Here is a 13,270-nt window from a genome sequence, read left to right as displayed (position 1 = left end):
TTACGACTTTGTTGACAAGGTTAGGCCTTCAGGAAAATAAGCTTTTATGAGAATTCAATACTTCGCGCGTGCACTAGTTGCACTGCGTGAGCTATTGCTTTTATTAATATCAGAACAAATTTTGTGACCAATACATTTTTCTTGCAATATGATTCTGCCCGGAGTAGATATAGACAACGTTTCTCATTTAGCACTTAGAAACGAAGTGCTTACAGCCATACAGCAAATACTAAACTTCACTTCGCACACTCCCAAACTTGGGCATATACCCCCCCCTATGTTGGTGGATATTAATTCGGTAGTGTTGTGCGCAATACCATCCTTGGCCGCGCACCCCGCATTCTGAGTGCGCCGGTGATTGTTTGTGTCTAATTATTTCAAAGCAGGCACGACAACTGCATCGTGTGGCTCAGGCTCAAGGAAATGCCTCTCGCGTTTGCGTCCGTAACCGGCCGACGCAACGCAGGCGAAAGCATCCGAACGGCAAGTGTCGACCGTACACAGGCACTTACACCGTTGGATCGGGCCAACATTCGACACTCACGGCTTTGCGTTTTTCCTGCGCAGGATTCAGCGCATCAGCAAATCTAAGGGCTCGATTGGCCGGCAATTGGTCTTGCAAGATACTGGAGTGAGCCATGAGCTTATCTTTGTACGAAAAAACGCTCGGCATACCGCTGCTGCCCAACAAACGATTCAACGGCATCTTCAGTCGCCAAGCACTGCTCGCCAGTGCCGTCGCTGTCGCACTGACCATTGGTGGTGGCGGATTTGCATTTGCCAAAAACGGAGCTGGCGGTGGCGGTGGTGGCGGGACTGCCAAGCCCCCGGGTGTGCCCTCGCCGTTCTCGACCCCCACACTGCCCGACCCGGTTTTTACCAATCCGACTGCAATTCATGGGTTTGACGTTACGGGCTTTATCCAGAGCATGACGCTGGACTCCACCAATGCGAATTGCCCCAACACCAGCGACCCTGGCCGCTTTGGGGGGACCGTCCAATTAAACGGCGTCACGATTACTGTTCCTTGCAACACCGTTATGCAGATGCCAGCCAACACCCTGACCTGGGCCGACTTCGTCAGAGGTGGAACCCTGGCGCTCGGAAAATCAGCGGCGGCCTACCCCTCGTTCGAGATTCATGTGGTAGGCAACACTGTCTCCAACAAGCAGATTGCCGGGCTGATCTTTGTCTCCCAGCAATCAACCAACGCGGGGAGCGGTTTCATCTCCCGGATCGACTACACCAACGGCAACCTCGAAGTTGACAGCGGGAATCCGACGCAACCCACGATTATTCAGATCAACGACCCGAACGGACGTTTTGGCCGACCTCAAAGCCCCGACCCACGCTTCTCCGTCGATGATGCCAACCCGACCATCCATGCCGCCACCGGCTACCCGATGTGCGTGCCCCGCACGATTTCCGGAGACGATGCACTCTGCCCACAGAAAAACCGCCCAAAAGTGGTCACCCCGACCACGACCAACAACTGCCGCAACTTCAGCCAGGCCGGTGTCACACCTCCGGCCAGCGGGGAACTCTCAGGGCCAGCGGTGGGGCAGGTCTTTTGCAGCCAGTACGTCATGAAGAGATTCAGCGATGCTACACGCACGGCGACGGACCCCGACCCGACACAACAGGCCCCCTTTGAAGTCGGCGACTTCATCAGTTGGTCCGGTACGCTGTTCAAGTCGTCAACATCGGGAGCCCCGGACTTCATCTCCGCACACACGATCGAGGCGAATGTCGGGATCTACACTCAGCCTGGTTCGCAGCCCAGCTACCTGTCTATCGGGGAATTTGGCGTCGGCACGGCAGACCCGGCAGCAACAGCCATCAGCGGTGTGGCCCAAGAGACGCAGGACCGGATTTTCCTTGAAGCCTCGACCACCGACATCAAGACCCCGGTCGACATCTATCTGATAGATGTCAATCCATCGACAGGTGTGCAAACCAATCGCTGGGTTACACCCTATGAGATGACGGGTGAATGCAACCCTGCGCTGGGCCTTGCGACCACTTGCCTGGGAGCCTCGGGTGGGATTACCACACAGAACACGGGTGCTCAGCCACAACGCGCCAGATTGCGTGCGACCAAAGCGCCCGCTGGGCTTCTTAGCCAGCCGACACGTACCTTGCGCGTCGTTGCGCGGTCACTTTGCGTTCCGCAGCAGAGCTTATCCCAGACTGCCGTGGACAGTTGCCTCCAGAATGCGGGCAGGCTGACCGTCGCCAATGGACTGATTGCCGGACAGTATGTGGCACCGGTGTTTGAGTTCATCTTTCCGGAAGGCGTCAAGCCTGGCGATCCTGTAGTGCCTAACGACTTCTGGCATCTGCCGTTCATACGTAATGGCGAAGGCGTGAGCACCCCGACTGGCGTCGGCCCGCTGGATCCGACGCCATGGTGATCAAGGCCTGACCTCAACGCAAAAAAAACCGCCGCTCCCGGAGGAAGCGGCGGTTTTTTAAGGACCGCGTTAAGGCTTAGTAGCCCAGCGCGAAGTCTTCTTCTTTCATGTCCATCAGGTTATTGGCGCCCGACAGCATGGTTGCAACGTGAGTGCGGGTACGCGGCAGGATGCGCTGGAAGTAGAAGCGCGCAGTCTGCAGCTTGGCGGTGTAGAACGCCTCTTCGGAAGTGCCAGCAGCCAGTTTCTCTGCAGCCAGGCGCGCCATGTCAGCCCAGAAGTAGGCAAGGCAGGCGTAACCGGAGTACATCAGGTAGTCCACCGATGCCGCGCCAACTTCTTCGCGGTCTTTCATGGCAGCCATACCGACCTTCATGGTCAGCTCGCCCCATTCTTTGTTCAGTGCAGCCAATGGCTCGACGAACTCTTTGACGGCTTCGTTGCCTTCGTTGGTCTGGCAGAACTTGTGGACGATCTTGGTGAAGCCTTTCAGAGCCTCGCCTTGGGTCATCAGCACTTTACGGCCCAGCAAGTCGAGTGCCTGGATACCGGTGGTGCCTTCGTACAGCATCGAAATGCGGCTGTCGCGAACGTTCTGCTCCATGCCCCACTCGGCGATGAAACCATGACCGCCGTAGATTTGTACGCCGTGGTTCGCGGATTCGAAGCCGACTTCAGTCATGAAGGCTTTGGCGATTGGCGTCATGAAGGCCAGCAGTGCGTCGGCTTTCTTCTTCTCTTCTTCGTCCACGCCGTATTTGACGATGTCGACTTGTTTGGCAGTGAAGTAAACCATCGCGCGGTTGCCTTCGGCGAACGCCTTCATGGTCAACAGCATGCGACGTACATCAGGGTGCACGATGATTGGGTCAGCGGCTTTGTCCGGCGCTTTCGGGCCAGTCAGGGAACGCATTTGCAGACGATCGCGAGCGTATTTCAGGCCACCCTGGAAGCCGATCTCAGCGTGAGCCAGACCTTGCAGCGCGGTGCCCAGACGTGCGGTGTTCATGAAGGTGAACATGCAGTTCAGGCCTTTGTTCGCTGGGCCGATCAGGAAACCGGTGGCCGCGTCAAAGTTCATCACGCAGGTGGCGTTACCGTGGATGCCCATCTTGTGTTCCAGGGAACCGCAGCTCACAGCGTTGCGAGCGCCGATCGAACCGTCTGCGTTTGGCATGAACTTGGGAACGATGAACAGCGAAATGCCCTTGGTGCCAGCCGGTGCATCCGGCAGGCGTGCCAGTACGATGTGGACGATGTTGTCGGCCATGTCGTGTTCACCGGCCGAGATGAAGATCTTGGTGCCGGTGACTTTGTAGGAACCGTCGGCCTGAGGTTCAGCCTTGGTGCGCAGCATGCCCAGGTCGGTGCCGCAGTGCGGTTCGGTCAGGCACATGGTGCCGGTCCATTCGCCGGACACCAGCTTGGTCAGGTAAGCCTCTTGCTGCTCAGGCGTGCCGTGCTCGGAAATGGTGTTCATCGCGCCATGCGACAGGCCTGGGTACATGCCCCACGACCAGTTGGCTTCGCCAACCATTTCGCTCACGGCCAGACCCAGAGATTCCGGCAGGCCTTGGCCGCCGTGCTCTACGTCGTGAGCCAGGCTTGGCCAGCCGCCTTCAACAAATTGCTTGTAGGCTTCTTTGAAGCCCGTCGGAGTTTTAACGCCGGACTCGCTCCAGGTGCAGCCTTCGGTGTCACCCACGCGGTTCAGCGGAGCCAGCACCTGCTCACAAAACTTGGCGCCTTCTTCGAGAATGGCGCTAACCATGTCTGGAGTTGCGTCCGCACAAGCCGGAAGGCTCTGATAGTGCGCTTCGTAGCCGAGCAGTTCGTCACGAACGAAGCGAATATCACGCAAGGGGGCCTTGTAGTCAGGCATAGCGATAAACCTCTGCTGATGTAACCGGGAATGAACGACCGTGTTGATTTGTTGTGACGGTCAAACAGTTGTTTGAAACATACGTTTACGCCCAAATCTTGTCAAGCGCCGATCTTTTGCCGTTCGTCATCACGCCATACAAATGCTCGGCGCGCGGACGCGCATCGCCGTTGACCGAGCAACACGTCGTGTAGGAAAGATTAGTTGAGAGAGAAGGACTTACGCACAAAAACGCCGCGAACAGTCGCGGCGTTTTGAAAGACGGATTCAGCGAGGGATCAAGCGAAGGTATCGATCAACGTTCCCAGCATTTCATCGGAAGCCTTGGCGACCTTGGCACCGGCTTCGACCTGGAACTTGCCCTGGGCCATCTCGACCATGTTGCTGGCCAGGTCCGATTGCTGACTGCGGTCTACCGAACGCAGACGATCGACCTGAGCCTCGGAAGACTGGCTCGTCACCGAACGCTCGACGGTATTGCCGGCGATCTGGCCCGAGGCCTGATCGACACGGTTCTGCCCTGCCTGAATAGTGCTCAGACCGGCATAAAAAGCGCTGTTTCCTGAGATTTCCATAAAGGACCTCGTCCTGCAAAGGAGCAACAGTGGCCATTGAAACAGACCCACTGATAAAAGACCCGACAAAAACACTAATGGCACAGTGCCTTGTCATAGAGAGAACCGACGTCAGTCCAGCAAATCCAGCTGAAGATGTTCTGCCACCGCTTCGGCCGTCACCGATTTGAGTTTCGGCACGCGCCCAAGACAAGGCGCGGGAATACGCTCGGCGAGGGTCGCAAGGTTCTCCTCCAGCCGCGAGGTCTTTGGATCAATGATATTCGCCACCCAACCTGCCAGCTGCAAACCGTCCTGGGCAATCGCTTCGGCTGTCAGCAACGCATGATTGATACAACCCAATCGCACGCCGACCACCAGAATCACCGGCAGGCCCAGCGCCTTCGCAAGATCGGACAGATTGTCCTGATCAGCCAACGGCACGCGCCAGCCGCCAGCGCCTTCGATCAAGGTGAAATCGGCCTGCATGTCGAGAATCTCGAGCATGGGCGTCAACAGTGATTGCACCGTCAGCGCCACCCCGGCTTCCCGCGCCGCCAGATGCGGAGCAATCGCTGGCTCGAATGCCACCGGATTGACCTGTGCATAAGTCAAAGGCAACGAGCACTCGGCCAGCAGCGCCAGCGCATCAGCGTTGCGCAATCCCTTGGGCGTCACGTCGCAGCCCGAGGCGACCGGCTTGCCCGCCGCCGTACTCATGCCCGCCGACCGCGCAGCATGTAGCAAGCCTGCAGCAACGGTGGTCTTGCCGACATCAGTGTCGGTGCCGGTGATGAAATAGGCTGCGCTCATACGGGTTTCTCCAACACGGCGTAGACCACCTGATAAGTCGCCGGCAGTCCTTTGGCCTCACGAAACTGCTCATAAGCCTCGATCAAGCCGAGGATACGCGCCCGACCGGTCAAACCACCCGGTCGACCGGGGTTCAGGTTGTGCGCACCCAACGCCTTGAGCTCATGGGTCAAGCTGCGCACGTCCGGGTAATACAACACGTGAGGAAGGGCCTGCAGACTTGTAATGCCCAAGCCACTGGCCGCACACAGCTGTTGATAAACGTCCAACTCGCGGAAGCGATTGACATGCACCATGCCATCCACCACACGCCAGCTGTCACGCAACTCGAACAACGTCCCTACACAAAGACTAGCAAATGCGAAAATCCCGCCCGGCTTGAGTGCCCGGAACGCCTCGCTGAGCACCGATTCGAAGTCCGCACACCACTGCACCGCGAGGCTGGAAAAGATCAAGTCGCAGGTCGAATCCCGCAGTGGCAAACGCTCCGCATCGCCGGCGATGAAATGGCTGGCGCCACCCAATGGTCGGGCGTGGTTGAGCATGCCTTCGGCAATGTCCATCGCCAATCCGTTACCCGAGGGGAATCGCTCGCCCAGGGACCGACTGAAATACCCGGTGCCACAGCCCAGATCCAGCCAGACACGCGGAACAAACTCACCCGGCAAAAGGCTCAACAATTGGTTGCCGACATCGCGCTGCAATTGAGCGACGCTGTCGTAGCTCGCCGCCGCACGGGAAAAGGAGGCCGCTACCTGGCGCTTGTCGGGCAAGCCGCCGGGCAGATGGGGAAAAGATAAATCAGTCATCACCGGACTCGTGCAAAAAGGCCTGGATCGCCCCGGCCACGCCGTGGGGGTCTTCCAGAAGAAACGCATGGCTGGCCTGTTCGATCAGGCCGATTTCGACATCCGGCAGCAACGCCAGCAAGTCCCCCGCTGCTTCAGCCGGGACCAGCCCGTCGAGGCCGGCAAACAAATGCAGTTGTGGGCCGCGGAACGCCTGCAACGCCTGGCGCGTATCCAGTTGTGCAAGCAGCTCCAGACCGCTCATGAGAATCGATGCGGACGTATTCGGCGCACCACCGAGCAACAATCGCGACAGTCCGCGAGGGTCTTGCGAACCCTGAGCGCAAAGCAGTGAAAAGCGTTTCAACGTCAGGCGCGGATCAGCCTTGCAACCGGCCAGAAACGCATCGAAGGTCTCACCGGCCATCGCGCTCGGCCATTGTTCATGGGCGACAAAAGAAGGATTGCTCGCCAGCGTCAGCAAACCGCAGCAACGATCACCACGCCGCGCCGCCAACTCGGACGCGAGCATGCCGCCAAGCGACCAGCCGCCGAGCCACGTATCCTGCGGCACCGTTGAATCGAGCTCATCGAGCCACTCTTCAAGATCACTTGATTCCAGTTCCGGCAACGGCTCGATCTCGACCCGCAGGTGTTCGTCCAGCCCTTGCAGCGCTGCTGCCAATGGCTCCAGCGGCGATATTCCGAGGCCCCAGCCGGGGAGCAGAATCAGTCGATCACGCATGGCTTGGCTCCGGTCCAAGTTGTTGGAAACAATCGGCCAGTCCATTCAACAATAGCTGCACCTGCACCTCGCTGTGGGCGGCGGTCAGGGTCACACGAAGACGGGCGCTGCCGGCAGGCACGGTGGGCGGCCGGATCGCCGTCACCATCAGCCCGCGCTCGCGCAGCATCTGCGACAACCGAACCGCACGCCCGGCGTCGCCGATCATGATCGGCTGGATCGGCGTGAAGCTGTCCATGAGCTCCAGGCCGATCTGCTCGGCGCCATGACGGAACTGGCGGATCAGCGTTTTCAGATGCTCGCGTCGCCAGTGCTCAGTGCGCAGCAACTCGAGACTCTTGAGCGTCGCGCAAGCCAGCGCCGGGGGTTGGCTGGTGGTGTAGATGTAGGGACGGGCAAACTGGATCAGGCTTTCGATCAACTCTTCGCTGCCAGCAACAAACGCCCCTGCCGTGCCGAAAGCCTTGCCGAGGGTCCCGACCAGCACCGGCACGTCTTCCTGGCTCAGGCCGAAATGCTCGACGATCCCGCCGCCATTGGCGCCCAGCGGGCCAAACCCGTGAGCATCATCGACCATCAGCCAAGCACCCTTGGCCTTGGCTTCCCGGGCCAGCGCCGGCAGGTCGGCGATATCGCCGTCCATGCTGAACACGCCGTCGGTGACCACCAGCGTATTGCCGGTCGCTTTCTCAAGTCGTTTGGCCAGGCTCGCCGCATCGTTGTGCAAATAGCGATTGAAACGCGCACCCGACAACAAACCGGCATCGAGCAAAGACGCATGATTGAGACGGTCTTCCAGCACCGTATCGCCCTGTCCGACCAGCGCCGTGACCGCACCGAGATTGGCCATGTAACCGGTGGTGAACAGCAACGCACGCGGTCGACCGGTCAGATCGGCCAAGGCTTCTTCCAGCGCGTGATGCGGGCTGCTGTGACCGATGACCAGGTGCGAAGCTCCGCCGCCGACCCCCCAACGAGACGCACCTGCGCGCCAAGCCTCAATCACTTGCGGGTGATTGGCCAGGCCCAGGTAATCGTTGTTGCAGAACGCCAGCAACGGCTGGCCGTCGACCACCACTTCCGGGCCTTGAGGGCTTTCGAGCAGCGGGCGCTGGCGATAGAGATTTTCGGCACGACGGGCAGCAAGGCGTGCGGCGAGATCGAAAGACATGCAGGCCTCGGCGGTCAGATCACAAACTCAATGTGAGAGCGGGCTTGCCCGCGATAGCGATCTATCAGCCGATATTTATGGTGATAGTGACGCCGTCATCGCGGGCAAGCCCGCTCCCACAGGGTTTTGCATTTGTTCAGAAAGGTCGGGAAGGCTTCAAACAGCCGCGTTATAGAACTGCTCGCTGCTCTTCTGCTCAACCAGTGCCTGCTCGATCGCAGCCTGATGCACCTCGTCGGCATGCTCTTCGCGTGCTTCCGGCAGGATGCCCAGGCGACCGAACAGTTGCATGTCCTTGTCGGCCTGCGGGTTGGCGGTGGTCAGCAGTTTGTCGCCGTAGAAAATCGAGTTGGCGCCAGCAAAGAAAGCCAGGGCCTGCATCTGCTCGTTCATCGCTTCGCGGCCGGCGGACAGGCGCACGTGGGATTGCGGCATCAGGATACGTGCGACAGCGAGCATGCGGATGAAGTCGAACGGGTCGATATCGTCGGCGTTTTCCAGCGGCGTACCGGCGACTTTCACCAGCATGTTGATCGGCACCGACTCTGGATGCTCTGGCAGGTTGGCCAGCTGGATCAGCAGGTTGGCGCGGTCATCAAGCGACTCGCCCATGCCAAGGATGCCGCCGGAGCAGATTTTCATCCCCGATTCACGCACGTAGGCCAGGGTTTGCAGGCGCTCGCTGTAGGTGCGGGTGGTGATGATACTGCCGTAGAACTCAGGCGAGGTGTCGAGGTTGTGGTTGTAGTAATCGAGGCCGGCCTGGGCCAGCGCTTCGGTCTGGTCCTGATCCAGGCGACCGAGGGTCATGCAGGTTTCCAGGCCCATGGCCTTCACGCCCTTGACCATTTCCAGCACGTACGGCATGTCTTTGGCCGACGGGTGTTTCCACGCCGCGCCCATGCAGAAACGGGTCGAACCGATGGCCTTGGCGCGAGCGGCCTCTTCGAGGACCTTCTGCACTTCCATCAGTTTTTCTTTTTCAAGACCGGTGTTGTAGTGACCGGACTGAGGGCAATATTTGCAATCTTCCGGGCATGCGCCGGTTTTGATCGACAGCAGCGTCGACACCTGGACGCGGTTGGCGTCGAAGTGCGCGCGGTGCACCGTCTGCGCCTGGAACAACAGGTCGTTGAATGGCTGGACGAAGAGTGCTTTGACTTCGGCCAAAGACCAGTCATGACGCAGGGTTGCAGTGGTGCTGGCGCTCATGGGTGCTTCCTTTGTTTTATGCTTGGCAAGCGGCTGAGGGATGGAATACCCACAGACGCGACACGGATGTTCGGCATATTTAAGGAAGAGCGATGCGCTGTCAACCACGATACGAAGGACCGGTTTACATCTGGTTAAAAAATAAACAATTCTGTTTGCTTTGCTCGGAAGAGGCCGATGAGGACACACCCATCTGCATAGCCTGTGAAACCGAGTTGCCCTGGCTGGGTGATCAGTGCCAAACCTGCGCGCTGCCGTTACCCTCCGCCGGCCTGACCTGTGGCCAGTGCCTGAATCAACCGCCCGCCTTCGAGCAAGTCGCCGTGCCGTGGACTTACAGCTTTCCGGTGGACACCTTGATTACCCGTTTCAAACACTCAGCCAAGTGGCCATTTGGCCACCTGCTGGCCGAACTTCTTGCCCAGTTCCTGCAACATCGCTTCGATGAGGACCTGAACCGGCCAGATGCGCTGGTCCCTGTGCCGCTGGCCTCCAGGCGCTTGCGCCAGCGTGGCTTCAATCAAGCGGCGATGCTCGCACGCTGGCTTGGCACCCGCCTTGACCTGCCGTGTGACGAACGGCTGCTGCTGAGAGTTCAGGACACCAGTGCGCAACAGGACCTGACTGCCGATGCTCGCAAAAAGAACCTGCGCAATGCTTTTGCCTTGGTGCCGGACGCGCCAATCAAGGGGCGGCATCTGGCATTGGTCGATGACGTGCTGACCACCGGTGCCACGGCGCAGGCCCTGGCCCGATTGCTGATGGACGCCGGCGCTGCACGGGTTGATGTCTATTGCCTGGCGCGCACACCTAAACCCGGTGACACCCTTTAACTCGCTCCCACAAGGAATGCGGCCTGACTTGACTCCCTCGCGCCAAGCCGCCAACGTCTTCACAACGTCATCAGTCAAAGCACCTCGCCATGTCCCTGCCTACGTTGTTGTCCCAGCACATTGTCCGCCGTCCCCAGCGCATCGCGTTGCTGCAACACATTGCCGAACAGGGTTCGATCACTCGTGCGGCGAAAAGCGCGGGGCTGAGTTACAAGGCTGCGTGGGATGCCATTGACGAGCTGAACAACCTCGCGCAAAAACCGCTGGTGGAGCGCAGCGTCGGCGGCAAGGGCGGCGGTGGCGCCAGACTTTCCAGCGAAGGTGAGCGCGTATTGCGCCTGTATCAAAAGCTCCAGGCCTTGCAGGCCCAGGTGCTGGAAGCCGCCGAAGAGGCCAGCGATCTGGACCTCCTCGGTCGGCTGATGCTCAGGACCAGCGCGCGCAATCAGTTGCATGGCAAGGTCCTGGCGATTGAAAGCCAGGGGCACAACGATCGAATCCGTCTTGAACTGGCCGAAGGCTTGACCCTCGATGCACAGATCACGCACGACAGCACGGTGCGTCTGGAACTGGAAATCGGCACTGAAGTCGTGGCGTTGATCAAGGCGGGATGGCTGGAGTTGCTGGCTGTGGATCAACAGGCAACACCTGGCAACAATATTCTGCACGGCACCGTCGAAGCCATTCTCGATGCCCAGGACGGCCCCAGCGAAGTGCGTATCGGCCTGCCCAATGGCCAGACACTCTGCGCGCTGGCGGCATCGCTGCACCTGAGGACACTTGGGCTGGCCCCTGACAAGCCGGTGCTGGTGCAGTTCGCGCCCTCCAACGTGTTGCTCGGGACACCGCTCTGAAACAAAAGCTTCATTGAGGCTCTTTAAGGTGGCTGCAAAAACCAGCAGGGAGCCTGATGTGAGCCTATTAGAAGAAGACCAGTCCACCGACCTCGAAAGAATGGTCGGCCTCAGCCGTCGCGGCTTCATCAGTGCCGGTGCCCTCTGCGGTGCGGCCATGTTTTTGGGTGGCAACCTGCTGAGCCGCAGCGTACTGGCCGCGAGCGTCAGCGCCGGCACCAGCAAACTGTTGGGCTTTGACAGCATCCCCTCTGCCACCAGCGACGCCATCAGCCTGCCACCGGGTTACAAGTCTTCGGTGCTGATCAGTTGGGGCCAGCCGCTGCACAAAGACGGTCCGGCGTTCGACCCCAGCGGCAACGGCACCGCCGAGCAGCAGGAAGTCCAGTTCGGCGACAACAACGACGGCATGAGCCTGTTCGAGTTTCCCGATGATAAAAACCGGGCGCTGATGGCGATCAACAACGAATACACCAACTACCGCTACCTCTACCCGCACGGCGGCATGCCGCAATCGGCCGAAGAAGTGCGCAAGGCGCTGGCCTGCGAAGGCGTGTCGGTGATCGAAGTGCAGCGCAAGAACGGTCAATGGCAATTCGTCCAGGGCTCGCGTTACAACCGGCGCATTCACGGCAACGCGCCGATCAGCCTCAGCGGCCCTGCCGCCGGCCACGAGCTGCTTAAAACCAGCGCCGACCCTCACGGCAAGAATGTCCTCGGCACGTTCCAGAACTGCGCCAACGGCAAGACGCCATGGGGCACTTACCTGACTTGCGAAGAGAACTTCACCGACTGCTTCGGCAGCAGCAATGCCGAGCAAAAATTCGACGCCGCGCAAAAGCGCTACGGCGCCGTGGCCGCCAGCAAAGAGATCAACTGGCACCCACACGACGATCGCTTCGACCTGGCGAAAAACCCCAACGAGCTCAACCGTCACGGCTGGGTCGTGGAAATCGACCCGTTCGATCCACAATCCACGCCGATCAAACGTACCGCCCTGGGTCGCTTCAAACATGAAAACGCGGCCCTGGCCGAAACCCATGACGGCCGCGCCGTGGTGTACATGGGCGATGACGAACGTGGCGAGTTCATCTACAAATTCGTCAGCCGCGACAAGATCAACCACAAAAACCCCAAGGCCAACCGCGACTTGCTGGACCACGGCACCTTGTACGTGGCGCGCTTCGACGCAGGCGACGGCAACGCCGACCACCCGAAAGGCCAAGGTGAGTGGATCGAACTGAGCCACGGCAAAAACGGCATCGACGCCAGCAGTGGTTTTGCCGATCAGGCCCAAGTACTGATTCACGCGCGCCTCGCTGCCAGCGTGGTGAAAGCCACACGCATGGACCGCCCTGAATGGATCGTCGTCAGTCCCAAGGATGGCCAGGTCTATTGCACGCTGACCAACAACGCCAAACGCGGCGAGGACGGCCAACCGGTGGGCGGACCGAACCCCCGTGAGAAAAACGTTTACGGGCAGATTCTGCGCTGGCGCACTGACAAGGACGATCACGGCTCGAAGCGCTTTGCCTGGGACCTGTTCGTGGTCGCCGGCAACCCCGGCGTCCACGTGGGCACGCCCAAGGGCGGTTCGTCGAATATCACACCGCAGAACATGTTCAACAGCCCGGACGGACTGGGCTTCGATAAGGCCGGACGTTTGTGGATTCTCACCGATGGCGACTCGAGCAATGCCGGTGACTTTGCCGGCATGGGCAACAACCAGATGCTGTGTGCCGACCCGGTGACCGGGGAAATACGCCGTTTCATGGTCGGGCCGATTGGCTGCGAGGTCACCGGGATCAGTTTTTCGCCGGATCAAAAAACGCTGTTCGTCGGGATCCAGCATCCGGGGGAAAACGGCGGATCGACATTCCCAGAGCATTTGCCTGACGGCAAGCCGCGGTCGTCGGTGATGGCCATTACGCGTGAAGATGGCGGGGTCGTCGGCGCCTGATCGGACCTCATCGCGGGCAAGCCCGCTCCCACCGGGATCTGCTT

At 59.6% G+C, this 13,270-nt stretch carries 11 protein-coding genes; 4 read left to right on the top strand and 7 right to left on the bottom strand.

The window, feature by feature from the left end; translation table 11 throughout:
- The first annotated feature begins 638 nt into the window (after positions 1–638).
- The gene (locus ACM6I0_RS18510; RefSeq protein WP_414922973.1) at positions 639–2,414 is read left to right on the top strand and encodes a hypothetical protein; all 1,776 of its coding nucleotides are present in this window, start codon (positions 639–641) and stop codon (positions 2,412–2,414) included.
- Positions 2,415–2,490: 76 nt separating this feature from the next.
- Here the strand turns inward: ACM6I0_RS18510 and ACM6I0_RS18505 are convergent, their stop codons facing one another.
- The 7 genes from ACM6I0_RS18505 to bioB form a co-directional block, all read right to left on the bottom strand.
- Positions 2,491–4,296 carry a phenylacyl-CoA dehydrogenase gene (locus ACM6I0_RS18505; protein ID WP_414922972.1) on the bottom strand — a complete coding sequence of 602 codons (1,806 nt, stop codon included), beginning with the start codon at positions 4,294–4,296 and terminating at the stop codon, positions 2,491–2,493.
- Positions 4,297–4,574: 278 nt separating this feature from the next.
- Positions 4,575–4,871, bottom strand: coding sequence for a pyrroloquinoline quinone biosynthesis protein PqqE (locus tag ACM6I0_RS18500; protein WP_285432660.1), 297 nt, complete (start codon positions 4,869–4,871; stop codon positions 4,575–4,577).
- Between the two features lie 111 nt (positions 4,872–4,982).
- The gene (bioD, locus tag ACM6I0_RS18495; protein WP_222588728.1) at positions 4,983–5,663 is read right to left on the bottom strand and encodes a dethiobiotin synthase; all 681 of its coding nucleotides are present in this window, start codon (positions 5,661–5,663) and stop codon (positions 4,983–4,985) included.
- Positions 5,660–6,472 carry a malonyl-ACP O-methyltransferase BioC gene (bioC, locus tag ACM6I0_RS18490; RefSeq protein WP_414922971.1) on the bottom strand — a complete coding sequence of 271 codons (813 nt, stop codon included), beginning with the start codon at positions 6,470–6,472 and terminating at the stop codon, positions 5,660–5,662. Before bioC ends, bioD begins: the two co-directional genes overlap by 4 nt.
- Positions 6,465–7,196, bottom strand: a complete 732-nt coding sequence (locus tag ACM6I0_RS18485; RefSeq protein ID WP_285432664.1) for an alpha/beta fold hydrolase — start codon at positions 7,194–7,196, stop codon at positions 6,465–6,467. Before ACM6I0_RS18485 ends, bioC begins: the two co-directional genes overlap by 8 nt.
- Complete coding sequence (gene bioF / locus ACM6I0_RS18480) at positions 7,189–8,367, bottom strand: 8-amino-7-oxononanoate synthase (RefSeq protein WP_414922970.1); 1,179 nt, start codon at positions 8,365–8,367, stop codon at positions 7,189–7,191. The genes ACM6I0_RS18485 and bioF overlap by 8 nt, the downstream gene beginning before the upstream one ends.
- Positions 8,368–8,523: 156 nt before the next feature.
- Positions 8,524–9,579 (bottom strand): biotin synthase BioB, encoded by a 1,056-nt coding sequence (gene bioB, locus ACM6I0_RS18475; RefSeq protein WP_285432666.1) that lies wholly within the window; start codon positions 9,577–9,579, stop codon positions 8,524–8,526.
- A 92-nt stretch (positions 9,580–9,671) separates the two neighbouring features.
- Between bioB and ACM6I0_RS18470 the strand changes: the two genes are divergently transcribed.
- The 3 genes from ACM6I0_RS18470 to ACM6I0_RS18460 all read left to right on the top strand — a co-directional run bounded on the left by ACM6I0_RS18470 (position 9,672) and on the right by ACM6I0_RS18460 (position 13,226).
- Entirely contained in the window at positions 9,672–10,412 is a 741-nt protein-coding gene (locus ACM6I0_RS18470) for a ComF family protein (RefSeq protein WP_414922969.1), read from the top strand.
- 89 nt (positions 10,413–10,501) lie between these two features.
- Positions 10,502–11,266 (top strand): TOBE domain-containing protein, encoded by a 765-nt coding sequence (locus tag ACM6I0_RS18465; protein WP_414922968.1) that lies wholly within the window; start codon positions 10,502–10,504, stop codon positions 11,264–11,266.
- 58 nt (positions 11,267–11,324) lie between these two features.
- On the top strand, positions 11,325–13,226 hold the full coding sequence (locus ACM6I0_RS18460; RefSeq protein WP_414922967.1) for a PhoX family protein: 1,902 nt from the start codon (positions 11,325–11,327) through the stop codon (positions 13,224–13,226).
- The last annotated feature ends 44 nt before the right edge of the window (positions 13,227–13,270 follow it).

It is taken from the genome of Pseudomonas sp. IT-P294, assembly GCF_949767865.1.
In the GTDB taxonomy this organism is placed as follows: Bacteria; Pseudomonadota; Gammaproteobacteria; order Pseudomonadales; family Pseudomonadaceae; genus Aquipseudomonas.
This window is presented reverse-complemented; position numbering and strand designations above follow the sequence as displayed.

What these genes read in the sequence shown, in the direction of transcription:
- ACM6I0_RS18510 (WP_414922973.1), top strand. Translation starts at nt 639, where the DNA reads ATGAGCTTATCTTTGTACGAAAAAACGCTCGGCATACCGCTGCTGCCC.
- ACM6I0_RS18505 (WP_414922972.1), bottom strand. Translation starts at nt 4,296, where the DNA reads ATGCCTGACTACAAGGCCCCCTTGCGTGATATTCGCTTCGTTCGTGAC.
- ACM6I0_RS18500 (WP_285432660.1), bottom strand. Translation starts at nt 4,871, where the DNA reads ATGGAAATCTCAGGAAACAGCGCTTTTTATGCCGGTCTGAGCACTATT.
- bioD (WP_222588728.1), bottom strand. Translation starts at nt 5,663, where the DNA reads ATGAGCGCAGCCTATTTCATCACCGGCACCGACACTGATGTCGGCAAG.
- bioC (WP_414922971.1), bottom strand. Translation starts at nt 6,472, where the DNA reads ATGACTGATTTATCTTTTCCCCATCTGCCCGGCGGCTTGCCCGACAAG.
- ACM6I0_RS18485 (WP_285432664.1), bottom strand. Translation starts at nt 7,196, where the DNA reads ATGCGTGATCGACTGATTCTGCTCCCCGGCTGGGGCCTCGGAATATCG.
- bioF (WP_414922970.1), bottom strand. Translation starts at nt 8,367, where the DNA reads ATGTCTTTCGATCTCGCCGCACGCCTTGCTGCCCGTCGTGCCGAAAAT.
- bioB (WP_285432666.1), bottom strand. Translation starts at nt 9,579, where the DNA reads ATGAGCGCCAGCACCACTGCAACCCTGCGTCATGACTGGTCTTTGGCC.
- ACM6I0_RS18470 (WP_414922969.1), top strand. Translation starts at nt 9,672, where the DNA reads ATGCGCTGTCAACCACGATACGAAGGACCGGTTTACATCTGGTTAAAA.
- ACM6I0_RS18465 (WP_414922968.1), top strand. Translation starts at nt 10,502, where the DNA reads ATGTCCCTGCCTACGTTGTTGTCCCAGCACATTGTCCGCCGTCCCCAG.